Source organism: Paenarthrobacter nitroguajacolicus, from assembly GCF_051027655.1.
Taxonomy (GTDB): Bacteria; Actinomycetota; Actinomycetes; order Actinomycetales; family Micrococcaceae; genus Arthrobacter; species Arthrobacter nitroguajacolicus.
On the sequence record NZ_CP073234.1, the window covers coordinates 3104106 to 3126771 of the forward strand.

At 61.6% G+C, this 22666-nt stretch carries 16 protein-coding genes and 2 tRNA genes; 4 read left to right on the forward strand and 14 right to left on the reverse strand.

The window, feature by feature from the left end; all coding sequences use genetic code 11:
• Positions 1-36: 36 nt before the first annotated feature.
• The 6 genes from KCX59_RS14690 to KCX59_RS14715 form a co-directional block, all read right to left on the reverse strand.
• A complete protein-coding gene (locus tag KCX59_RS14690; RefSeq protein WP_091468631.1) occupies positions 37-1440 on the reverse strand; it encodes a gluconate:H+ symporter in 1404 nt (467 codons plus the stop codon).
• Entirely contained in the window at positions 1437-1982 is a 546-nt protein-coding gene (locus KCX59_RS14695; RefSeq protein ID WP_179017129.1) for a gluconokinase, read from the reverse strand. The genes KCX59_RS14690 and KCX59_RS14695 overlap by 4 nt, the downstream gene beginning before the upstream one ends.
• 74 nt (positions 1983-2056) lie before the next feature.
• Positions 2057-2836: a PIG-L deacetylase family protein gene (locus tag KCX59_RS14700; protein WP_179017128.1), complete on the reverse strand. Its 780-nt coding sequence runs from the start codon at positions 2834-2836 to the stop codon at positions 2057-2059.
• A gap of 5 nt (positions 2837-2841) precedes the next feature.
• Positions 2842-3795: an electron transfer flavoprotein subunit alpha/FixB family protein gene (locus KCX59_RS14705; protein WP_091468639.1), complete on the reverse strand. Its 954-nt coding sequence runs from the start codon at positions 3793-3795 to the stop codon at positions 2842-2844.
• A gap of 14 nt (positions 3796-3809) precedes the next feature.
• Positions 3810-4613: an electron transfer flavoprotein subunit beta/FixA family protein gene (locus tag KCX59_RS14710; RefSeq protein ID WP_054809334.1), complete on the reverse strand. Its 804-nt coding sequence runs from the start codon at positions 4611-4613 to the stop codon at positions 3810-3812.
• Positions 4614-4874: 261 nt separating this feature from the next.
• Positions 4875-6518, reverse strand: coding sequence for a S1C family serine protease (locus KCX59_RS14715; RefSeq protein WP_179017127.1), 1644 nt, complete (start codon positions 6516-6518; stop codon positions 4875-4877).
• 331 nt (positions 6519-6849) lie between these two features.
• Here KCX59_RS14715 and KCX59_RS14720 point away from each other — a divergent pair, with 331 nt between their 5' ends.
• The gene (locus KCX59_RS14720) at positions 6850-8904 is read left to right on the forward strand and encodes a TPM domain-containing protein (protein WP_179017126.1); all 2055 of its coding nucleotides are present in this window, start codon (positions 6850-6852) and stop codon (positions 8902-8904) included.
• A 98-nt stretch (positions 8905-9002) separates the two neighbouring features.
• The gene (locus KCX59_RS14725; protein ID WP_179017125.1) at positions 9003-9791 is read left to right on the forward strand and encodes a PspA/IM30 family protein; all 789 of its coding nucleotides are present in this window, start codon (positions 9003-9005) and stop codon (positions 9789-9791) included.
• Between the two features lie 99 nt (positions 9792-9890).
• Here the strand turns inward: KCX59_RS14725 and KCX59_RS14730 are convergent, their stop codons facing one another.
• The 5 genes from KCX59_RS14730 to KCX59_RS14750 form a co-directional block, all read right to left on the reverse strand.
• The gene (locus KCX59_RS14730) at positions 9891-10688 is read right to left on the reverse strand and encodes a GntR family transcriptional regulator (RefSeq protein WP_178996974.1); all 798 of its coding nucleotides are present in this window, start codon (positions 10686-10688) and stop codon (positions 9891-9893) included.
• Positions 10689-10809: 121 nt separating this feature from the next.
• A tRNA-Met gene (locus KCX59_RS14735) sits at positions 10810-10883 on the reverse strand.
• Positions 10884-11284: 401 nt separating this feature from the next.
• Positions 11285-11358: transfer RNA gene (locus KCX59_RS14740), tRNA-Met, on the reverse strand.
• Positions 11359-11491: 133 nt separating this feature from the next.
• Entirely contained in the window at positions 11492-14572 is a 3081-nt protein-coding gene (locus KCX59_RS14745) for a UPF0182 family membrane protein (protein ID WP_256870815.1), read from the reverse strand.
• A gap of 41 nt (positions 14573-14613) precedes the next feature.
• Positions 14614-15750: a YlbL family protein gene (locus KCX59_RS14750; RefSeq protein WP_179017124.1), complete on the reverse strand. Its 1137-nt coding sequence runs from the start codon at positions 15748-15750 to the stop codon at positions 14614-14616.
• Positions 15751-15961: 211 nt separating this feature from the next.
• Here KCX59_RS14750 and KCX59_RS14755 point away from each other — a divergent pair, with 211 nt between their 5' ends.
• The gene (locus KCX59_RS14755; RefSeq protein ID WP_179017123.1) at positions 15962-17419 is read left to right on the forward strand and encodes a zinc-dependent metalloprotease; all 1458 of its coding nucleotides are present in this window, start codon (positions 15962-15964) and stop codon (positions 17417-17419) included.
• A 124-nt stretch (positions 17420-17543) separates the two neighbouring features.
• On the opposite strand, the gene KCX59_RS14760 is transcribed toward KCX59_RS14755, so the two are convergent.
• From KCX59_RS14760 to nudC, 3 genes are read right to left on the reverse strand one after another with little or no spacing between them, the layout of a single operon-like run.
• Entirely contained in the window at positions 17544-18170 is a 627-nt protein-coding gene (locus tag KCX59_RS14760) for a M48 metallopeptidase family protein (RefSeq protein ID WP_178996977.1), read from the reverse strand.
• Positions 18170-20302: an ATP-dependent DNA helicase UvrD2 gene (locus KCX59_RS14765; protein ID WP_179017122.1), complete on the reverse strand. Its 2133-nt coding sequence runs from the start codon at positions 20300-20302 to the stop codon at positions 18170-18172. The genes KCX59_RS14760 and KCX59_RS14765 overlap by 1 nt, the downstream gene beginning before the upstream one ends.
• A complete protein-coding gene (gene nudC, locus KCX59_RS14770) occupies positions 20299-21288 on the reverse strand; it encodes an NAD(+) diphosphatase (protein ID WP_178996979.1) in 990 nt (329 codons plus the stop codon). Before nudC ends, KCX59_RS14765 begins: the two co-directional genes overlap by 4 nt.
• A 194-nt stretch (positions 21289-21482) precedes the next feature.
• On the opposite strand from nudC, the gene KCX59_RS14775 reads away from it, so the two are divergent.
• Entirely contained in the window at positions 21483-22655 is a 1173-nt protein-coding gene (locus KCX59_RS14775) for a macrolide 2'-phosphotransferase (RefSeq protein ID WP_370629174.1), read from the forward strand.
• Positions 22656-22666: the final 11 nt, after the last annotated feature.

Sequence of the window (22666 nt, forward strand, 5' to 3'; positions counted from 1 at the left end):
TCGGCTGCTTTCGCAGCTACAAGATCGTTTTCGCAGCTACAACACGAGCGATAGAAGCATCACGAAGCCGAAGCCCACCACGGAGATCAGCGTCTCCATCACGGACCAGGTTTTGAACGTCTGCCCAACGGTAAGACCGAACAATTCCTTGACCAGCCAGAATCCAGCGTCATTGACGTGGGACAGGAACAGGGACCCTGCTCCGATGGCCAAGGCCAGCAAGGCTGCGTGCGTCGGGCTAAGGCTGCTGGCGAGGGGTGCCACAATGCCCGCTGCAGTCACGGTCGCCACTGTCGCCGAGCCCGTGGCCAGGCGGAGAGCCACCGCCACGATGAAGCCGAGCACCAGGACCGACATGTTGGCGCCTTCTGCCCATTTCTTGACGGCATCGCCTACGCCGGCACCGATCAAGGTCTGCTTGAAACCACCACCGGCGCCCACAATGAGGAGGATGGCAGCGATGGGCCCCAGGCTTTCACCCAATTTGGCTGTGATCCTGCTGCCGGTGAAGCCTACGGCGTATCCGAACGTCACGATTGCCAAAAGGACCGCCAACGTCATGGCCACCAGAGGCTGGCCCACGAAGTCGAAGAAGATCCTGATTGCCGGTGCCGTTTCAGGGTTTGGCCAGATGATGCCGCCCAAAGCCTTCAGCAACATGAGGACCACGGGGAAGATAATGGTCAGCAGTGTCACAAGGAACGACGGCTGGCGCTTCACTTCGCTCAGATCGGCTGCGTGCTGGGTGTCGATGCCTCCGGCTACGGCCGGAGCGTCAACAGGTACCCAACGGGCAGCCAACCGCGAGAAGAGCGGGCCACAGATAATAACCGTGGGGATCGCCACGAGGATGCCCAAGCCGAGCGTTGTTCCCAGTTCCGCTTTGACTGCACTGATCGCAATCAACGGACCCGGGTGCGGTGGCACCAGTCCGTGAAGCACGGACAGGCCTGCCAACGCCGGAATAGCGATACGCATCAGCTTCATCTTGGACCGCTGGGTTACCAGGACAATCACCGGAAGCAGCAGAACGAGTCCGATTTCGAAGAACATTGGCAAGCCGATGATCACAGCCACGAGCGTGATCATCCACACGAGCTTGTTGCCGCTGGCTTTAGCCAACAGGGTGTCCACCACGCGGTTGGCTCCGCCGGAATCAGCCAGCAGCTTCCCCAGCATGGCTCCGAGCGCAATGAGCAGGCCGACTTCCTTGAGGACACCCCCGACGCCGTCCTCGAAGTTGGTGATCACCTTGCCCAGTTCCACGCCTGACGCCAGTCCCACGAAGGCCGAGCCCAGGACCAGCGCCAGGAACGGATGCAGTTTCAGCTTCGCGATCAGCACCACGATCAGTGCAATGCCCAGCGCTGCCACCACAAGGAGTTGGGTGTCGTGCGCTGTCCATTCCTGCACCTGGGTCGCTGTCTCCAGGACCCTCACGAGGCGGTCAATTCGGTACCGGCGCCCAGGGGCCGGAGACCGAGCCGCTCAATCACTTCGTCGGCTTCTTCGGCCGGCGACGCGGAAACGCACAAGGAGATGTGGTGTTCGTCTTCCGTGGGTTCCTCAAGTGCGTCGAACTGGGATTCCAGGAGCGACGGCGGCATGAAATGCCCATGTCTGGAGGCAAGGCGATCCGAGATCTTGTCCTTGCTCCCCTGTAGGAAGACGAAGACAACGCCTTCCCCCCTGAGTACGTCGCGGTATTTCTTTTTCAGTGCCGAGCAGGTGATGATCGCCGGGGTTCCGGAATCCACGTGCGCCCTGATCCAATCCGAGATGATACCCAGCCAAGGCCAGCGGTCCTCATCGCTGAGGGCCTGTCCCGAGTGCATCTTTGCCACGTTCGCTTCAGGATGGAGGTCATCGCCTTCAGCAAGGTCCCATCCAAGCTTCCCTGCCAATACGCCGGCTACAGTCGATTTGCCCGAACCGGAGACTCCCATAATCACCAGTACAGGTTGCTGCGCAGTCTTCGCCATCAAAGTCTGCCTTCCTCGAATAAATATGATTTAACCGAGATCAAGCATATGACACGGGTTACACCACAGCAACGTCAGAAGCCGGCGATGGTGCTTGACCCGTTAACGGACACTACGTGGAAAGCCTCCGCGCTGGTCCCGGCGGGCAGGCCGGCACGCTCCCCGTTGGCCAACATCATGCTCCGGACCACGCGCTCCATACCTTCGATATCCGGGTGCTGGCTCGCATGGACGCGGATGGCGTCAAGCTTTGCCTCCACGTGGTCCGAGACATCCACAAAGTAGTTCTCCCTGGCATCCGGGCTGGAGATAAACCACAACCACGGCAGCTTGTAGGCAGTAAGTCCTTCCGCGGCCAGCTCGGGGTAGGCAAAGGGATTTTCCACTGCCGGGTAGACCGCCCGGGTAACGGCTTCGCCTGCCGCGAGGTGGTCAGGGTGGCTCTTCTGCAGGCGATCCCAGTTCCTTTCCGGGTGCATGGTGAGCACGATGTCGGGACGGATCTCGCGAATCAGCTTCACTACTTGCTTGATGACGCCATGTGTCGGCTCAAGGTAGCCGTCATGCTCGTGCAGGTAATGGATGTCGCTGACTCCCACCAGGGCTGCTGCCCGCTGTTGCTCCTCTGCGCGGAGTTCGGTGATTCGTTCCCTATCCACCGGATCAAAGCCGCCGGCGTCGCCGTCGGTCATGATGCAATAGCTGACCTCGACGCCGGCCGCCGTCCAGGCCGCAATGGTCCCGGCAGCGCCAAAGTCGATGTCGTCAGGATGGGCAGTAAAACAAAGCACCCGCTCAACGCGCTCCGTAGAGGCGTCGAACGGGCTCTTCGCTGACGTGGCGTCAGTGGACAAAGGGATCAGCCTTTCCGCTTCTTGATCTCCGCAGTGGCCTGCGGGAGAACCTTGAAGAGGTCACCGATGATGCCGTAGTCGGCAATCTCGAACACCGGCGATTCTGCGTCCTTATTGATGGCCACAATGACCTTGGAAGTCTGCATCCCGGCCTTTTGCTGAATGGCCCCTGAGATGCCGGCAGAAATGTACAGCTGCGGTGACACCGTGACGCCGGTCTGGCCAACCTGTGCGTCGTGGCCGATCCACCCTGCATCGGTAGCGGCGCGGGACGCACCAACCGCCGCGCCCAGGGCATCGGCAAGCTCTTCGAGCGGGCCGAAGTCGCCGTCCACGCCACGACCACCGGCAACGACGATCCTTGCTTCGCTGAGGTCGGGCCGGCCGCTGACGGGCTTCTCGGTCCGCGCCGCGATGCGTGCGGAGTTCGCGATCGCGTCTGCCGGAACGTCTACCGTGGAGGTTGACGGGGCTGCCGCAGTACCAGCCGGTGCAGGCTCTACGTTGTTGGCTTTGACCGAAAGAACCGTCACCGGAGTGGTGGCCTTAGCGGTGGTGTTGTAGGAGCCCGCCAAAACCGACTTGTGCGCGGTGCCGTCAGCCTCAACGCCCACGACGTCGGTGATGACGCCGGCGTTGAGCTTGATGCCGAGCCTCCCCGCGATTTCCTTGCCCTCAGGCGAGTTGTCCAGGAGTACCGTCGTAGCTCCGGACGCTGCCACGGCAGCGGCGAGGTAAGCGGCCTTGGGTCCCACCAAGTAGTTGTCGAGGTTGTCCACCGACGGCTGGTAGACCGTGGTGGCACCGTATGCGCCCAAGGTGGCGGCGACGTCGTCGTGCAGCTGCCCGGTGAACGCGACGGCGGTCTCCCCCAGGGAACGGGCGATGGTCAGGAGCTCCAGGCTGCTCTTCTTGAGCGCTGCTCCCGGGTTGTCAATGAAAACAAGTGCATTTGCCATGGTTGGAGTCCCCTTTAGAGCAGCTTCTGTGCGGCGAGGAAGTCGACCAGCTTGATGCCGGCGTCGCCGTCGTCTGTGATGATGGTTCCTGCTGTCCGCGGTGGGCGTGCCTCTGCAGACTCAACCACTGTCCACGAGCCGGCCAAGCCGACCTGCGAGGCGTCCACGCCGATGTCGGCCAGCGACAAGGAGGCAATCTTCTTCTTCTTGGCAGCCAGGATGCCCTTAAAATTGGGATAGCGCGGTTCGTTGATCTGATCGGTCACCGAGACCACTGCAGGGAGTTGCGCTTCAACCGTTTCGGAGAAGGCGCCAGCATCGCGGCGGGCCGTGACCTGGCCGCCTGTGACCTCAAGGCTGGAGGCAAAGGTGACCTGCGGGAACGACAAACGCTCGGCAAGCTGGGCAGGGATGAGCGAAGTCTCGCCATCCGTGGAGGCCATGCCCGTCAGAACCAGGTCCACGGGTCGGCCGTCGGCTGAGATGTGGCGGATGGCTGCGGAAAGTGCCAGAGATGTAGCAGCAGCATCCGAACCAGCCAAAGCGTCATCGCTGAGGTGGACGCCGGAATACGCGCCGATCTGGAGGGACTTCTTCACAGCATTGACCGCACCGGACGGGCCCATGCTCAAGGCAATGACCTCGTTTCCGGCCTTCGGGCCGCCGCGTTCCTCTGCCAGCTGGAGCGCTGCCTCGAGGGCGTATTCGTCCAGTTCGGACAAAATGCTCTCTTCACGGTCGGTGGTGTTGCCAGGTCCGGTGATGTGCCGGTCGAACTGGGCGTCCGGGACGTGCTTGACCAGAACGACAATCTTCAATGTCTCTTCCACTGTCTTCGAAGCAGCCTTCCATGCTTGTGGACGGCCAAACGCAGCAGCGTGGCCGTAAATTGCCCATCGTGTGGGCTCGTCCTAGCTAAGCATATTGCCCGCAGAAAACCACTCCCTGCGTTAAGTCCTGTTTCAGCTACGCGCGATGCGTTTCGTTGCAGTTGACTGCGTGGCCACAGCAAAACGGCGGGCGACACCAGGGAGGTGCCGTCCGCCGTCGTACGTTGTTCTTGCCTGCTAATGGGCCGCCTACTGCTGGGCGGCGTCGAGGGTGACCTCTACCTCTTGTGTCTGGCCACCACGCTGAATGGTGACCTTCACCTTGGCACCGGCCGGCTGCTCGCGGACTGCGGCGGTCAACTGGTTGGGATCGCTCACGGTGTAGTCGCCGAACTTGGTTACGACGTCGCCGACCTTGAGCCCAGCCTTGGCAGCTGCCGAACCCGAAGTCACTGAGGCAACCTCAGCACCCACGGAGAAGCCTGAATCGCTGCCCGAAGAGGACTTCGAACGAACGGACACACCAAACTGACCATGGCTGGCCTTGCCGGTATCGATGATCTCCTGCGCAACGCGCTTGGCGTGGTTGATCGGGACACTGAAGCCGACGCCGATGTTACCGGTGGACGATTCGGAGGTTCCGCTGCCCGCGGAAGCGATGGCTACGTTGACGCCGATAACTTCACCCTTGCTGTTCACCAGGGCACCGCCGGAGTTGCCGGGATTGATCGCTGCATCAGTCTGGATCACGTTAATGGCGATGGAACCCTCATTGGCAGTCCGCTGGTTCTGGCCACCGTTCGGCGGCGCAAACTGGAAGCCTTCGTCGTCACCCTGGCTCTCATCCGGCGTACCTTCCGGCACCGCAGACGACGCAACACTAATGGTGCGGTTGAGCGTGGAGACGATGCCGTCCGTCACCGTACCGGTGAGGCCCAGCGGTGAACCGATGGCGACGGCGGTGTCCCCCACGTTGATCTTGGACGAGTCACCCAGAGTCGCCGGGACAAGGCCCGATGCGTCGCTCACCTTGATCACGGCGAGGTCTGACAACGGGTCCGTGCCAACCACTGTGGCCTTCAGGACCCTTCCGTCACTCGTCCGGACCTCGATGGCAGCGTTGGCGGTAGCACCGTCCAGCGTTACGACGTGGGTGTTGGTGAGGATGTGGCCCTGGTCGTCGAGGATGATGCCGGAACCCGTGCCGCCCTCGTTGCCGCTGGTCGCTTTGATGGTCACCACGCTGGGCGATGCCTTGGCCGCCGCAGCGGTAATGACGTTGACGTCGTCCTTGTTGTTCACGATGACCGTGCTGGACTGCCCGCCTGTTGAAGCAGCCGGGGCGGGGTTATCCCACAGCGCGTTACTGCCGGCCACCACACCGCCACCGACCAAACCTGCCGCAAGCATGCTTGCCACAAGGGTGCCGACACCGAATGCCGGCTTACGCTTGTTGGCTACCGCCGAAGAGTGGCCTGGGGTGTGCTGCATTCCGGGGCCATTCTGGCCTTGGGCGTTCTGGCCTTGGGCGTTCTGGAATCCCTGTGCGTTGTGGAACTGGCTGCCGGCATTTCCATTTGTTCCGGGGTTTGAACCACCGTAGAACGGCTGGTGCTGTGGGTAGCTGGGGCGGTGAGCCGGATCATTCTGCTGCGGAGCGCCGTAGTACTGCGGCTGCTGCGGTTGCTGGGACTGCTGCTGGGCTGCCGGAGGCTGGAAGGCAGGCAGCGGAGTGGTGTGCTGTGCAGTGCCTTCCGCACCGGTCACTTGTCCTGACGTCCAGGCAGGCTGCTGCTGGGTGTCGGCTGCATCGCCCTGCTCCCCCGTCGTCCTCCGCGGCTCGGATGGCTCGCGGTCCTCTGGTGCGGTGCCCTGCGCTGGGTTCTCCGTCATGGGTCTTCCTTTCGTCCTCGTCTCCAACAACTATGTACCCATTAACTGGAACAAAAGCGGACGTTCGCTGGGAGCTTCCTGAAAGGTCCCGGCCTCTGTCCCCGCAGCCGGGGGAACCTTTCAAAAAGACCCTCAACGGGTCAACATTCCAGCTCTCTCCTATATTTCGCTGGTGGCATATTCACCCCTGTGGACGGGCCATGGGGTGCACCATAGAATCAAGAGGAATTGCCACAGCGACCTGCGGCTTTACACCATGCGTGGGGGCGCTGAGCATTCTGTGACGATTGGTACGCCTTGTTCCAGTCGCAGACGTGCTGAAGGGTTGCACATGCGGTCAATAGTTAAACGCGTACTCGCCGTTATCGGCCTGGCTGGAATGTTGGCCCTGCCGGCCGGCGCAGCCTGGGCTGCCGATCCGGTGACCATTCCGTCCGGTCAAAACATCGTGGACGACGCAAACGTCCTAGGTAGCCGAAAAGGCGAAGTCCAGGAAGCCATCCAAAAGACGCTCAAGGACCACAAGTACAACCTGTACGTGGTCACAGTGGACAAGTTCGAGAATCCAAGCGATCCTGCTGCATGGGTTGCGGCCGTTGCCAAGAATAGGGGCATGGGCAAGGCCGACGCCGTTCTGGCGATCTCTACGGCCGGCCAGTACAACTTCACCCTTGACTCGGGCAGCTCCATCTATTCCAAACAATCTGCCATCGCGCAGAACGCCGTCGTTGCCAATCTGGCCGGTGGCAAGAAGGACTACGCCCAGGCAGCCATTGACACTGCTGCTGCCATTGGCGACGCCGCAGGTGGAGGCAGCGGAACAGTGCCCAGCGGCAACGCCGGCGTTGGCGTCCTTGTCGGGGTGGGCGTGGTCGCAGCAGGCGGCGCCGGTACGTACCTCTATCTCCGAAACCGCCGCAAGAAGGGCAGCACCAAGGCCGTCAGCGCCAGCTACGGACCGCAGGGTGAGGAACTTGACCCTCTTGCGGGTCTCAGTATTCCGGAACTGCGCCAGAAGAGCGGTTCGCTGTTGATCGAGGCGGACGACGCCATCAAGTCCAGCGAGCAGGAACTCGGTTTTGCGCAGGCGCAGTACGGTGATTCCGCGATTGGCAACTTCACCAAAGCCTTGGAAGAGGCGAAGGGCCACATGACGGAGTCGTTCAAGCTGCAGCAGCAGCTGGACGACCACATTCCTGATACCGAAGAGCAGCAGCGGAGCTGGCTTGGCGAAATCATCCGCCGCTCAGAGGCCGCCCTGGCGTCACTGCGTGATCAGAAGGCTGACTTCGACTCTTTGCGCGAGCTTGAGAAGAACGCCCCTCAGGCTTTGGCAGCAGTAACCGCGGGAGCCAGGGAGGCCGATGCGAAGATCGCCAGCGCAGAGCAGTCCCTCGAGGGATTGCGCGCCAAGTACGCCGAGTCCGCCTTGGCCCAGGTCTCAGACAACATTCTGCAGGCCAAGGAGCGACTCGCATTCGTGCAGAACGCCGCCACCGCCGCCCAGGAAAAGTTGGCAACCGGTGAGAACAGCCTGGCTGCTGTGGCAGTGCGTGCAGCAGAAGAAAGCCTGCACCAAACAAACGTGCTGATCGATGCCATCTCCAAGACGGCAGGCAGCCTTGATGAGGCGCGCTCCTCCTTGGAAGGCGCCGTGGCGGAGACCAGCCAAGACCTTGCCCAGGCCCGTGCGATGATCCAGTCCGGCGAACACCCGGAACTCGCGGGGCCCGTGGCCGGCGTGGAAGCCGCCTTGGCACAGGTGAAGACCGAGATCCAAGGCGGAAAGATCGATCCCATCGCGACGCTGAGCCGCGTAGAGTCAGCCCACCAAGCGCTCGATCAGTCGTTGTCCGGCATCCGCGACCAGCAGGAACAGGCCCGCCGGGCACAGGCCTCCCTGCAGCAAACAATCATGGCCGCCCAGGCGCAGATCAGCGCAACATCGGACTACATCACCGCCCGCCGCGGCGGCGTGGGCACAGAAGCCCGGACAAGGTTGGCGGAAGCGCAGCGCAACCTCGACTACGCGCTTTCGATCTCGCGCAACGACCCCGTGACCGCTCTTACTTATGCACAGCAGGCGCATTCGCTGGCAGCCCAGGCGGCGCAACTCGCGCAGTCTGACGTCGACCAGTTCGGTTACGCCGACCAAGGCTACGGCCGCGGCGGAATGTTCGGCGGGGGTGGCGGAGGCGGTGGCCTCGGCGGCGCAATACTCGGCGGCATCCTCATCAACTCCATCCTGAACGGTGGAGGAGGCGGCTGGGGCGGCGGCAATGACGGCGGAGGTGGCGGTGGCTTCTTCGGCGGCGATTCCGGCGGCGGGGGCGACTTTGGCGGTGGCGGGGGCGACTTTGGCGGTGGAGACTCCGGCAGCTTCTAGCCAGACAGACTAGGCGGGGTCCATGCCCCGCATAGAAGCGGTACAACAACTGATCACTGATTTCAGTGTCACCACTGAGCAGGACGAAAGGCAACACCATGGTTAAGCAGTCCATTTTCGGTCGGATCTCGCAGCTCGCCAAGGCAAACATCAACGCCTTGCTGGACCAGGCTGAGGACCCGCAGAAGATGCTGGACCAGATGGTCCGCGACTACACGAACAACATTGCCGAGGCCGAATCAGCCGTTGCCCAGACCATCGGCAACTTGCGGATGCTGCAGGCGGACTACAACGAGGACGTCAAGAACGCTCAGGATTGGGGCAACAAGGCCCTGGCAGCATCCCGGAAAGCCGATGAGTACCGCGCTTCCGGTGATTCCGTTGATGCCCAAAAATTCGACAACCTTGCCAAGGTAGCCATCCAGCGCCAGATGACGGCGGAGTCCGAGGCAAAGGGAGCAGAGCCGAGCATCGCGTCCCAGACCGAGGTGGTGGACAAGCTCAAGACCGGGCTTGACCAGATGAAGAACAAGCTGAACCAACTCACCGCCAAGCGCAACGAGTTGGTGGCACGCTCCAAGACCGCTGCCGCGCAGTCCCAGGTGCATGATGCCCTTAAGAGCATCGACATCATGGATCCCACCAGCGAGGTGGGCCGCTTCGAAGAGAAGATCCGCCGCGAAGAGGCCAAGGTCCTGGGCCAGCAGGAACTCGCCAGCTCCAGCCTCGATGCGCAGTTCAACCAGCTCGAAGATCTCGGAGAGCAGACCGAGATCGAAGCCCGTCTTGCAGCCCTGAAGTCGGGCGGTTCCAAGCCTGCCATCGGCGCGGGAGCTCCGGCGGCAACCGGCGCAACTGTCGACGAAGCTGACTTCGACAAGCTCTAGGAACTAAACCGTCCATCGGGCGGACTGCCCACAACATACCGCTGTACCAGGAAATGGGCCGGATTCTCGCAGGGATCCGGCCCATTTTTCGCTTTTCACCTAACCTGCCGAAGGAACTGGCGAATCCTGGCCAGGGCTGACGTCGGTTGCCACTTCAGCGCGGATTTCGAATCCCTTGGGGTGAAAGTAGGTCACCGTGCACTCCAGAACCTCTCCATGCGGGCCTAAAGTAGTCCGCTCCAAGCGTGGCACCATAGCAAACCCGCGGACGTTCAGAGCGTCTGCCAGGTGCTCGGGCGGTGCATGCATTGTCACAGTGATTTCTGCCCGATGGAGGGGCTTCAGTGTCCTGTCTTGGATGACTTGATAGATGGAGTTCCGTTCGGCATCGGCGAGGCTGATGTGGCGGCCAATGTGCGAGGGGATGAAAATCTCGGCTATGGCATAAGGCCAACCCGCGCTTGAGTAGGAGCGGCGGATGACCAGAACTAGATTGTCATCGGAAACCAGCTTGGCTGGCACCGATTTGTCCTTCTCCATCCACTTGTATTCGATGAGTCCCTTGACAGTCTTCATGCCGGCCGCCGTGAACGTCTCCATGAACGGTGCCAGACGATTCAGCATCTTGACGGGGCGCTGAGCCATCACGAATGTCCCTTTGCCCTGCCTACGGACCAACAGGCCCTTCACAACCAGTGTTTCGATCGCCTTCCGGACGGTGGTCCGGCTAATGCCGTAGGCATCCATCAGGGACTCCTCCGTGGGAATCCGCGACCCCGGCTCCAGTCGGCTGACTTGATCCGTGAGCACGTCCGCCACCTGCTGATACACGGCAACGGGGCTGTCCCTCTGGAGGACTTCACGCTCTAGGCCAAACTTGTAGTCGTCGTTGACCATTGGGCCTTCCCATCCATTTCTTGCCTCAGCAAATCCGGGTTTGATGCTAGCACCGGTGTACCGGTTACCCCTTAAACAAAAGATCCGGACCAGTTGTCACTGATCCGGATCTTTTCTCCAGTTGCGGGGACAGGATTTGAACCTGTGACCTCTGGGTTATGAGCCCAGCGAGCTACCGAACTGCTCCACCCCGCGTCGCAAGAACAACTCTACCCCACCGTCCAGGGTGCTTCTGACCATATGGCATCCAAGGTGCCGCAGATCACTCCCTCAAGCCTGAACATTTCGCGGTCACCGTGGCCGGCAGCCAAAAGGCGCTTCGCCGTCGGCCGGCCAATGCCTTCCGAGCGCCGGGCTCAAACCCGAGGGACGTGAGAGAAGGTGAGGCTCAAACCCGAGGGGCGTGAGAGAGCGCCGGGCTTAAGCCCGAGGGACGTGAGAGAAGGTGAGGCTCAAACCCGAGGGACGTGAGAGAAGGTGAGGCTCAAACCCGAGGGACGTGAGAGGGCGTCTGACCAGGGAAGATGCCGGCTTGGGACTTTCAGGGAAAACAAAAGGTCCGGATCAGTGTTTACTGATCCGGACCTTTTCTCCAGTTGCGGGGACAGGATTTGAACCTGTGACCTCTGGGTTATGAGCCCAGCGAGCTACCGAACTGCTCCACCCCGCGTCGCAAGAACAACATTACCGTCCGGTGAATGGCAGACCAAATCGAGGCGACGTGATGTGTGTCTCGCCTACGGAAAAGGCCGGTGCCCGCCCCCCGGAAGGGAGCAGGCACCGGCCTTCAACCGCCTACAGAACTAGCTGCTTGGTGAGGGCGACGGCGTCGCACTGGGAGTAGCTCCCGGCGTCGCTGTTGGAGCCGGAGTGGCGTCCAAACGGGCCTGAGCGTCGATCGCCTTCTTGAGTGCCTCAGACAATTTGGTCTGCTGCGCACCGTAGCCGGCGAAGTCGCCCTTGGCCAGTGCCGCCTGGCCATCCTGGATGGCCTTGTTGGCCTCATCCAGCGCTGCCTTGAGGTCAGCCTTGGCGTCAGTGGGGCCAGCAGGCGGCGGCGTGGTGCCAGGAGGCGAGGTGGGCGTCTGGCCGTTGTTGTCCGAGTCACCGGCAGTAGCACCGGAGTCGCCGCCGAACAACTGGTCAAGAGCTTCATCCAGTGTGGCCGCGAAGCCGATCTTGTCACCGAATGCCACAAGCACACGCTGCAATGTGGGGTACGACGTCTCACCTGTGGACTTCAGGTAGACAGGCTGTACGTAAAGCAGGCCACCACCCACGGGAAGAGTCAACAGGTTGCCGTTCAGCACATCTGATGCGCCCTGTCGCAGAAGGTTCAGTGCCTGAGACACAGTGGGGTCAGAGTTGAACTTGTTTTGCGCCTGTCCGGGACCAGGGACCTGGGTATCGGTGGGGAGCTCCAGGAGCCGCAGCTTTCCGTAACTCTCCCCCTTGACGCCCTTGACGTTCCCGGCGTCGGAGTCAGCCGCGAGGAAGCCGTACAGGATGTTTCGGGCGCTGCCGTTGACCGTTTGAGGAATGAAGGATGAGGTCAACTGGAACGCCGGCTTCTCCTGGTCAGGCATCTGCAGTGACATGTAGAACGGAGGCTGTTTGACGGCTTCCGAAACGGTGGGATCGTTCGGAACGCTCCACGCATCGTTGTTCTGGTAGAAGCTGTCCGGGTCGGTCACGTGGTAACGCCCGAGCAGTTCACGCTGAACCTTGAACAGGTCCTCGGGGTAACGTACGTGGCTCATGAGGTCGCCGGACATTTCCGAATAGGGCTTGATGACCGTCGGGAAGACCTTTTGCCATGCCTTTAGGATGGGGTCCTGGTCGTCCCATGCGTAGAGATTGACGGAACCGTCGTAAGCATCCACAGTGGCCTTGACCGAGTTGCGGATGTAGTTCACCGAGCTGTTCGGCAGAGCCACGGTACGTCCGGCACTGGTTTGCGAGTCCACAGTGGCATTCTGCAACTGTTGAGGCTGGGAGTAAGGGAAATACTGGCTGGTGGTGTAGCCGTCAACAATCCACTTGACCCGGCCGTCAACGACCGCCGGGTATGCATTGCCATCGACAGTCAGGTACGGGGCCAGCTTCTCTACGCGTTCGCGCGGATTGCGTTCGTAGAGAATCTGGGACTCCGCATTGACGCCGTCCGAAAGCAACAGATCCGAAGACTGGAACTTGATGGAATAGAGGATTCTGTTGAGCCAGTTACCGACGTTTGGTCCGCCATTACCGCTGAAGGTGTACTGCGTCTCCCCGCCACCTTCACGGCCCGCTGGCCGGTCCTGCTCGCGGTTCGGGGCACCATCCGGCGCGCCGACGATGGAGTATTCCGGAGAGTTCTCGCCGAAGTAGATGCGGGGTTCGTATGAATTGTCGTTGCCGAGGACGCCGTTGGACGGAATGCCCGACTGCAGGAATTCCGGCTTGCCGTCCGCCGTGAACTTGTTGCCCTTGGCTGCGACCACGCCATAACCGTGGGTGTAAACGATGTGCCTGTTAACCCACGTCTGCTGGTTGGCGCTCAGGCCATCCGGGTTCAGTTCGCGAACCGCAATAACGGTGTCCTGGACTTTGCCATCAACCATGTAGCGGTCAACATTCAGCGTTTGCGGGAACTGGTAGTACGGGCGGTACTGCTCAAGCTGAGCGAACGCCGAGGAAATGAGGTTCGGGTCAAGGAGGCGAATATTGGCGGTAGTCTGCGCGTCCGCCGCCAAGGCACCGGTAGTCGCCGTAGTTGTGGCGTTGTAAGCAGATACGTCGATCTTGTCCAGACCGTAAGCAGCCCGCGTCATCTTGATATTTCGATCAATGAACTCCTTTTCCAAGGTGTTCTCCGACGGACGAACCTGGAACTGCTGAATAACCCACGGGTAGACGCCGCCGGCCAGAATGGCCGTGATGACCAGCATTGCCGTGCCGATCACCGGAAGGCGCCAACGACCAATGACCGCGGCAATAATGAACAGGATGGCAACAAGGCCCGCGGCTACGGCAAGGATCGCCTTGGTGGGTACAACGGCATTAACATCCGTGTAAAGGGCACCGGCCCAGCGGCCGGAATTGCTCTGGACAGTTGTGTACCTGTCCAGCCAGAAGTTGATGCCCAACAGGACCAGGAAAAGAGCGCCGGTGACGGCGATATGGATTTGCGCTGCCCTGCTTGTAAAGATGCCGCGTTCCATAAGGCGGATGCTGCCGTAGAGGTAATGCGTCAGGATGCCTGCAATACCGGCAACAACGGCGATGCTGATCAGGAACCCCGTGACAAAACCCAGGAACGGCAGCGTCATCAGATAGAAGCTGATATCCATGTTGAACAACGGGTCGGTCTGTCCGAACGGCTCCTGGTTGAAGAACAACAGGGCCTTCTGCCATTGGCTGGCTGCCGCACTGCCAGCGAAGAGCCCGAACAGGATGGGGAGGCCGATCATGACAACCCGACGGACAGGCTCAAGCTGTGCCTGGTAACGGTTGAGGTTGTCCCGGGCCTCAGCATCCGGAGCGTAGACGGGCCGGGAGCGGTAGGCGATCCTGATGGCGAAGAAAACAGCGGCAAACATCATGGCGAAACCGATGAGGAACGTAATGATCCTTGCGAGGTTTTCGCGGATATAAACTTCGAAGAAGCCAAGCTGCTGGTACCACAGGACGTCAGTCCACACATTGGCGAAGAAAATGAACCCGACGACGGCCACTGCCACGACAATGAGCGTCGGCGTCAGGGCACCTCGTCTCAGCGGTGATCTTCCGGGCGGGTTGGAGCTGGCGGGACGGGACAAACTCTGTACCTCATTGGTGTCAGTGAACAGTCGGTGTGCGAGTGTTGACTTTCCCTGCCGCTGGGATGTGGCAGGGGCCGTCATCTATGCCACGAGTGGCGGTGAAGCTAAGTTCCACCGTCAGTCTAGTTGTTTGTGCAGGTGGGAAGGCTCCCCGTGTCCTGGCCGGATCCTAGCCGCTCTACGGCGGCGGTGGCGTCAGCCAGAGTTTCCACTTTGACAACCTGAAGCCCGTCCGGAATGTGGCCCACGACGTCGGCACAGTTCGATGCCGGCGCGAGGAACATGGTGGCACCCTGGTGACGGGCGCCTATCATCTTTTGGGCAATGCCCCCGATGGGGCCCACGGCGCCATCGGCGGTGATCGTGCCGGTGCCCGCCACGTGTTTGCCGCCAGTAAGGTCCCCCGGCGTGAGGTTGTCCACGATCCCCAAGGCAAACATCATGCCTGCGCTTGGTCCGCCAACATTGTCCAAGGAAATGCTGACGTCGAACGGAAACGTGAAATCGCTGGCCAGCAGCACACCCAGAACGTAACGGTCCGACTGATTCTTGGTTGGCGTTATTGTTTCGGAAACCGAGGTGCCGTTCCTGTCCACGCCGACGACGACCGGGGCGCCGGCGCCCGCGGCCAGTTCGGCTTGGACAACGCTCATGGACGTGATCGCCTTGCCGTTGATGGAGACCAGCCGGTCACCTTCCTGGATCTTCCCGGCGGATGGCGAAGGGTCTGATAGACCTGCGACATTGAGCCGCTGTTCAAAGGGGATCTCGAGCTCACGCAGGGCTGCGGCCACCGCGTTCTCCTGCGAGGTTTCCATGGCTATTTCGCCTTGTTGAACGGTCTGCTCGGCGGTGGTGCCCTTGGGATAGATAAGTTCTTCGGGATAAATGGCCTTGGAGGGATCCAACCAGGCGCGGAAGACATCGAAGATGGAGGCCGGACTCTTGGGACCGCCGGTCATGACCACGGTGGTCAGGTCAAGGTTGCCATTCGCTGGAAATGACTCACGCCCGGAAATGTTGATGACAGGCTTGTCGCCGTCCTTGCCCAGGGTATTGAAGGTAGGACCAGCTGACTCTATGACATATGGAACCGGCAACGCTGCCGCCCCGATGCCGAGGCCGAGTGCGAGGAGACCGGAGATCACCATGATCATGTAGCGACCGTCACGGGGCGGTGCCGACGGCGTGGAGGTGGAATCGGCGTCGGGCGTTTGACGCGGGTCCAATGAGCCCTCGGGGCTGGGCGAAGTAAGCATTGAGGCCTCTCTATGCCGGCATTTGCGTGACCGGATCCATGGCTCCTGCCGCCGAAGGCGGCGGCGGCACATACCAAACATCAACACTACGCGGTCTGACGTTGCAGGGCTGCTTTGCCTACAGCGAACGGCACCGCCTCCGGGCAGACAGCCTTCCGGCCGCGCGGTACGGTGAAAGAGATCACCAGCCAGTTCGACGATCGGCGGCACCATGACTTCCAACCCCAACACTCCGTCCAACGACGACGAAACCCCTAAGGATCCGCTGGCAGAAATGCTCCAGAACCTGATGGGCGGCCAGGGCATGGGCAACATCGATCCCGCTGAGCTGGCCAAGGCCGCAGGCCTGCCCAACGATCCCCAGCTCCTTCAGCAGATGTTCGCTCAGGTACAGGCGATGATGAGTTCTACCTCCGAAGGTCCCGTGAATTGGCAGCTCGCCCACGAGAATGCACGGCGCGTCGCCGCTGCCGGTAGCGATCCCTCGGTCAATTCCCAACAGGCCAGGGAGATCGACGAAGCGCTCAGGCTTGCAGAACTTTGGCTGGACCCGGTTACTGATCTCTCGGCGACCGGCTTGATTGGTAGGGCATGGTCAAGGGCCGAATGGGTTGAAGCAACCCTGGGCACGTGGAAGCGCCTGACTGAGCCCGTGGCCAACAGCATCGCCAATGCCTTGTCCAGCGCTCTCACCCAGCAAATGCCCGAAGAAATGAAGTCCATGATGGGCGGTGCCTCGTCCATGCTGCAGAACATGGGCGGAGCGATCTTCGGCATGCAACTGGGACAGGCCATCGGCGCACTCTCGGCCGAGGTTGTCAGCTCCACCGATATCGGTGTCCCCCTGGCAGACCTGGAAATGGCGCTGCTGCCGGCAAACGTAGCCAAATTCGGGGAAGGCCTCAGCCTCCCCGAGAACGACGTTCGGCTCTTCCTTGCCGTCCGTGAAGCCGCTCACGCGCGCCTGTTTGTCCAGGTCCCATGGTTGCGTGGCCACCTCCTCGGAGCCATCGAGGCATATGCCCGCGGCATTCACATTGACATGTCCCGCATCGAAGACCTCGCCCGCGACCTCGACCCGAGCAACCCCGAAGGTATTCAGGAAGCACTGTCCCAGGGAGTCTTCACACCGGAACGCACGCCGGTCCAGACGGCCGCGTTGGAGAAGCTCGAAACAGCTCTTGCCTTGGTGGAGGGCTGGGTAGACGAGCTCACCGCCGAAGCCACCGACAAGGTGCTGCCGTCGGCGACGGCGCTGCGCGAGACCGTGCGTCGTCGTCGGGCCACAGGCGGACCGGCCGAGCACGCGTTCTCGTCCCTCGTCGGCCTGGAGCTTCGCCCCCGCAGGCTCCGGGAAGCAGCAACATTGTGGGCAACCCTGAAGGAAGAAAGGGGCATCGCCGGCCGCGACGCGATTTGGCACCACCCGGATCTACTGCCCACCGGTGAGGACCTCGACGATCCCAAGGGCTTCTCCGAACGTCGACGCCTTGCCGAGGCAAGTGACAGCGAGGTTGACGACGCCCTGCAGAAGCTTCTGAGCGGCGGATACGACTCCACCAAGACCGATGAAGCTGGAACGGAAGCTTCCAACGTTGATTCCGCGGAGAACGAGTCCGACAATGAAACAACATCGGACGACAACGACCCCGAGGCGCCGACCAAGTAGGCCAGTCCTCGGAAGAAACAATGCAGCAAAGCGGCCGCCATATCATGGCGGCTGCTTTGCTGTTGAGCAATGGTGCAGGGCAGGTGCTGCTGAGAGAAGCTGTGCGGCTAAGTCTCTGAGATCTTTAGTCAGTCAGTTCCACAGCCGAATCGCCGGGATCCCCGGACCCAGACTCTGCCGGGAGTCCCCGGGACGTAGCGAAGGCAACGCCCTCCAGAAAGGCCTTTGCCCGTTGCGTATCAGGGTAGGCCTCAACCAATCTCCAGAATTCGGCATTGTGGCTCGCCACCAGCAAGTGCGCGAGCTCGTGGACCAGAACGTAGTCAATAACCCATTGCGGCATGGGCTGAAGCTTGTTGGACAGCCGGATGGTGCCGTCCACAGGAGTTGCCGAACCCCACCGGGCGTTCTGGTTGGCTACCCAGCGCACCGACGTCGGGACCGCCCGCCCGCCGAGATACGTCTTTGAAAGGTGCTCGGCATGCTTGGCGAGGGCTTGGTCCGTGGCAGGACGACGCCTGCCCGCACCCGTTTGGCGCTCCCCTTGCTTCTTCAGCTTGACCAGCATCCGCCGGACCCACTCCTGTTCCTGGGACTTGGTGAAGCTGGCAGGGATGGCGACCACGGCATTGCCGTCTTCCCAGAAAGCGGCAACGGTTCGCCGCCGTCTGGCTGATCTACGCACCACAACGGGAGCGCCGTCGTCGGTGAGATGCGGGATGGCGGTATCGGAGGAAGATCTGCCCGTCATCAGAGTTCACTGCTCTCGGCGAGCACTGCCAGGACAGCCTCGCCGTAGCGTTCGAGCTTGGACGGGCCGATCCCCGCCAGGCCGGCAAGTTCCTCAAGCGTTGAAGGCTTGGCCTCGGCGATGGCCGTCAGCGTAGCGTCCGTGAAGACTACGTACGCGGGGACGTCGGCCGATTGGGCCTCGTCCCTGCGCCACTGCCTTAACGCATCGAAGGTCTGTTCCTCGTAGGTAGGCGGGCACTGGTTGCAACGTCCCACCTTCCGTTCGGCTCCACTCGCGAGCATGCTTCCGCATACCTTGCACGACGCCGGGGCGGCAGCTTTCCGCCGTGTGGGACCTGTTTTGCTGCGCGCGTTGGCGGAAGCCACGGAATTGGGACGAAGTCCGTCGAGGAACCGGGACGGCTTGCGGTTGGCCCGGCCACCCGGTGTTCGGGCTGTGGACCATGAGAGATTCAGGTGCTCCCTTGCCCGGGTGATGCCGACATAAAGCAGCCTGCGTTCTTCGTCCACATCCTCCGGGGTATCTGCGAACGAAATAGGCATTAGGCCCTCGCTGAGGCCCACCAGGAACACCGCATCCCATTCCAAGCCCTTGGCGGCGTGGAGGGAAGCAAGAGTGACACCTTGAACGGTGGGTGCGTGTTGCGCGACCGAACGCTCTTGAAGCTCGTTGACGAACTCAGACAAGGTGAAGGACTCCCCGCGGCTGACAGCAAGCTCATCGGCCAAGGCGACCAGGGCTGCCAGGGATTCCCAACGCTCACGCAGTGCTCCGCCGTTGTGGGGGGCGGTCTCCGTGTAACCAAGTGAGGCAACGATGTCCCGCACGATCTGGCCCAGGGGTTCCTGGGGCCCCTCCGCCACGGCCCGGGTTGCCGCGCGTAACTGGAGGATCGCATCGCGGACTTCCTTGCGCGCGAAGAACCGCTCGCCTCCCCGGAGCTGGTAGCCGATCCCGGCAGAGGCCAGGGCTTGCTCGTACGCTTCAGACTGGCCGTTGGTGCGGAACAGGATGGCTATCTCACTGGCTTTGACACCGCTGTTGAGCAGCTCCTGAATTCTGCCTGCCACCACAGCTGCCTCGGCTTCGTCGTCCGGGCACTCCATGAACCGCGGTTCCGGACCGGAGGGCCGCTGGGCGACGAGCTTGAGGGGCGAAGCCCACGCGGCATCCGCCACCGGCCCACCGCTTCGGCGGGAACCCAGGAGGTCGTTGGCCAACTTCACCACTTGCGGGGTGGACCTATAATCACGAATGAGCTTGACGACGGTCGCTCCGGGGAACTGCCCTTTGAACCCGAGGAGATGCTTGGGTGAGGCGCCGGTGAAGGAGTAAATGGTTTGGCTGGCATCGCCCACCACGCACAACTCGTTCCGGCCACCGAGCCACAAATCCAAAAGCCGCTGTTGCAGGGGTGAAACGTCCTGGTACTCGTCCACCACGAAATGGCGGTATTGCTCCCGGACTGTTGCCGCTACTTTCGGGTCTTCCTGGAGGATACCCACTGTTATGAGCAGGACGTCTTCGAAGTCGATGACGTTGCGGTCCGTTTTGATGTCCTCATAGGCCTGGAACACCCGGGAGACCGCGGTGAGGTCGAAGCCTCCGGGAGTTCCGCGGCCTTGTGCGTTCTCCAGGTAATTGGCGGGCGTCAGCATGGACACTTTGGCCCATTCAATCTCGGCTGCCAGGTCCCTGATGGATGCACGGTCAGTGCTCAGTCGAAGCCTGCGGGAGGCCTCAGCGATCATGTTGGCTTTGTGGTCCAGGAGATTGGGCAAAGTGCCGCCGATTGCCTGCGGCCAAAAGAACTGCAATTGCCTCAATGCGGCCGCGTGGAATGTGCGGGCTTGAACGTTGGCAACCCCAAGATCGCGGAGCCTGCTGCGCATCTCAGCTGCGGCCCGGGCAGTGAAGGTCACGGCCAGCAGTCTCTGCGGACTGTAAACCCCGGAGTGAACACCGTAAGCAATGCGATGAGTGATGGCGCGTGTCTTTCCCGTGCCTGCCCCTGCGAGGACGCACATGGGACCTGTCAAGGTACTGGCTACTTCCCGCTGTTCTTCGTCCAGCCCGCCGAGGATGCGCTCCTCAAGTGAGCCACCGCCGTCGAAAATCCCTTCGGTCACGGCTGCAGGTCTTCGATGACGCCGCCGTACCAATGCTCAATCAATGAACGCGCGATGGACAGGCGCGTTGAGATGGTGATTTCACCGCTCAACACCGCTTCCTGCAGCTCCTCACGGCTGAACCACCTCGCCCGTGTGACCTCGACGCCGTCGGGCCGGGCAACGGCGTCGTCTGTTTTAGCGGTGAATCCCAACATGAGGGAAGCGGGGAACGGCCAGGACTGCGAACCGAGATACTGGCAGGCCGTCACACGGACACCCACTTCTTCGCCGATTTCCCGGACGACAGCCTGCTCCAGCGATTCCCCGGGCTCAACGAATCCTGCCAGCGTGGAGTAATTCCTGGCGTCGACGGGCCCCCCGCCGCCGAGCAGGAGACGGCCATCCGGGCCGATCACCGTGACAATGATGGCGGGATCCGTCCGCGGGTAATGCTCTGAGTTGTCCTTGGGACAACGCCTGACCCAGCCACCGGCCTCGATGTCCGTGGGCGTGCCGCACTGCGGGCAATGTGTGTGGGTTGCATGCCAGTTGGAGATTGCGCTGGCCTCGATGAACAAAGCGGTGTCCTTGGCGTCAAGACGCGCCGCGACATCCCGAAAACCGGCCCACTCAGCATCCAACGGCACCGTGGCGATGCCGGGCGCCGGCGGTTCAGTAACTGTGAACAGCACAACGGACGTACCCTCCGGCAAGGAGGACGACGTCAAGGTGGCACCCAAGTAGATGGCAGCAACAGCGCCGCCTTCGGACCCATTTAGAGCGTTCCAGAGCGGCGCAGCGTCTCCGAACCACAGGCCGTCAGCGGTCACCAACGCTTTGCGCTGTGAAATGACCATGGCCTTGGCGGTGCCGGAGGCGATGAGATCCTCAACCATGCCCGGCTTCATCCGCACGCCCGAGCCGCGATCCACCATGGCAGGACGGACGGGAAGAACAGTCTCCATCAGGTGATTGGCAAGCGCCGGCGACTCCGTTTGACTCATGTATCTACCGTACTGACTCGTACCGACAAAAAACATTTGGAAAGGTCCACTGTTGTGGACAGCACTCCGCACGGTTGCCCGCTTGGGCGCTTGAGCAATGTTTTGCTCCACATTTCCTGCGCATTTGCTGCGGATCTGAAGACTCGCCGCACTGCATCATGGCCACAGGCCGCACTCAATCTACCGTGGAGAACGTGAGAAGAACACCGCTCGAACTGGCCGCCATAGCAACAGCGGCGGTGCCTGGCCTTTCGCCAACGGCCGCAGCCTATTCCCCCGACGACGACGCCGACTTCGACTCCGCGCTGCTGTTGGACGCGGAAGGCAAACGCTGGCGAGTCCGTTCACCGCGCCATCCGGAAGCCAGCACGCGACTGGAAACCGAGTTTATGGTCCTGCGGGCCTTCGCGCCCGCCATCCGCGCTGAACTGCCTTTTCATGTGCCCACCATCGCCGGCACGGTAAGGCAAGGTGCTTTGACGACGTTCGTGTACGCCCATCTGCAAGGCTCCATGCTCTCCATCGACGAACTGTCAGCCGGAAGCCCCGCCTTGGCCAAGGAAGTCGGCGCAGCACTGGCAGCCATTCATGACTTGCCACTGACCCTGGTCACCAATGCGGACCTTCCCAGTTACTCGGCCAATGAGTTCCGGCAACGCAAACTCAACGAACTGGACCAAGCAGCAACCACCGGGAAGATTCCGGCCACCCTGCTGCGTCGTTGGGAGCACGCCCTCGAAGACGTTGCCCTTTGGCGTTTCAATCCCTCAGTGGTCCACGGCGACCTTCATGAAGACAACCTCATGGTGCAGGATGACGCGGTGACCGCCCTAACGGGTTGGACCGATCTCCGGATCGGTGATCCTGCAGACGACTTCGCTTGGCTGGTTGCATCCAACGAAGCCTCGTTTGTTGAGTCCGTTTTGAGCCACTACACCCAAGCACGCCGCGAGATCCCTGACGCGCACCTTCTCCGCCGGTCCGCCCTGCTGGCCGAGTTCGCCCTCGCCCAATATCTGGTCAAGGCAATGGCGGCAGGGCACCAGAGCATGACGGCAGAAGCAGAGTCCATGCTCCAGGCACTGGCCGATGACATCGACGAGCAGGCGCGTCGCGACGAAGACGCCGCACAGGCAGCTGAGGACGAAGCCGCCGAGAACGAAGCTGCTCAGCACGAGGCCAATCACTTGGGAGCAGCGGATTCACGGGCCCACAAGCCTGCAGTCAGTGTGGCGGCGATTCCCGACGCCGAAGAGTCAGGGGGCTCCGAAGACAGCGGCCCCGGCACGACATCACACGACGACACGTCCACTGCCGCTATCAGTGTTGTCAGCGTAACGCCGCTTCACGCAGCCGAACGTTCCTAGTAGGCAGAACC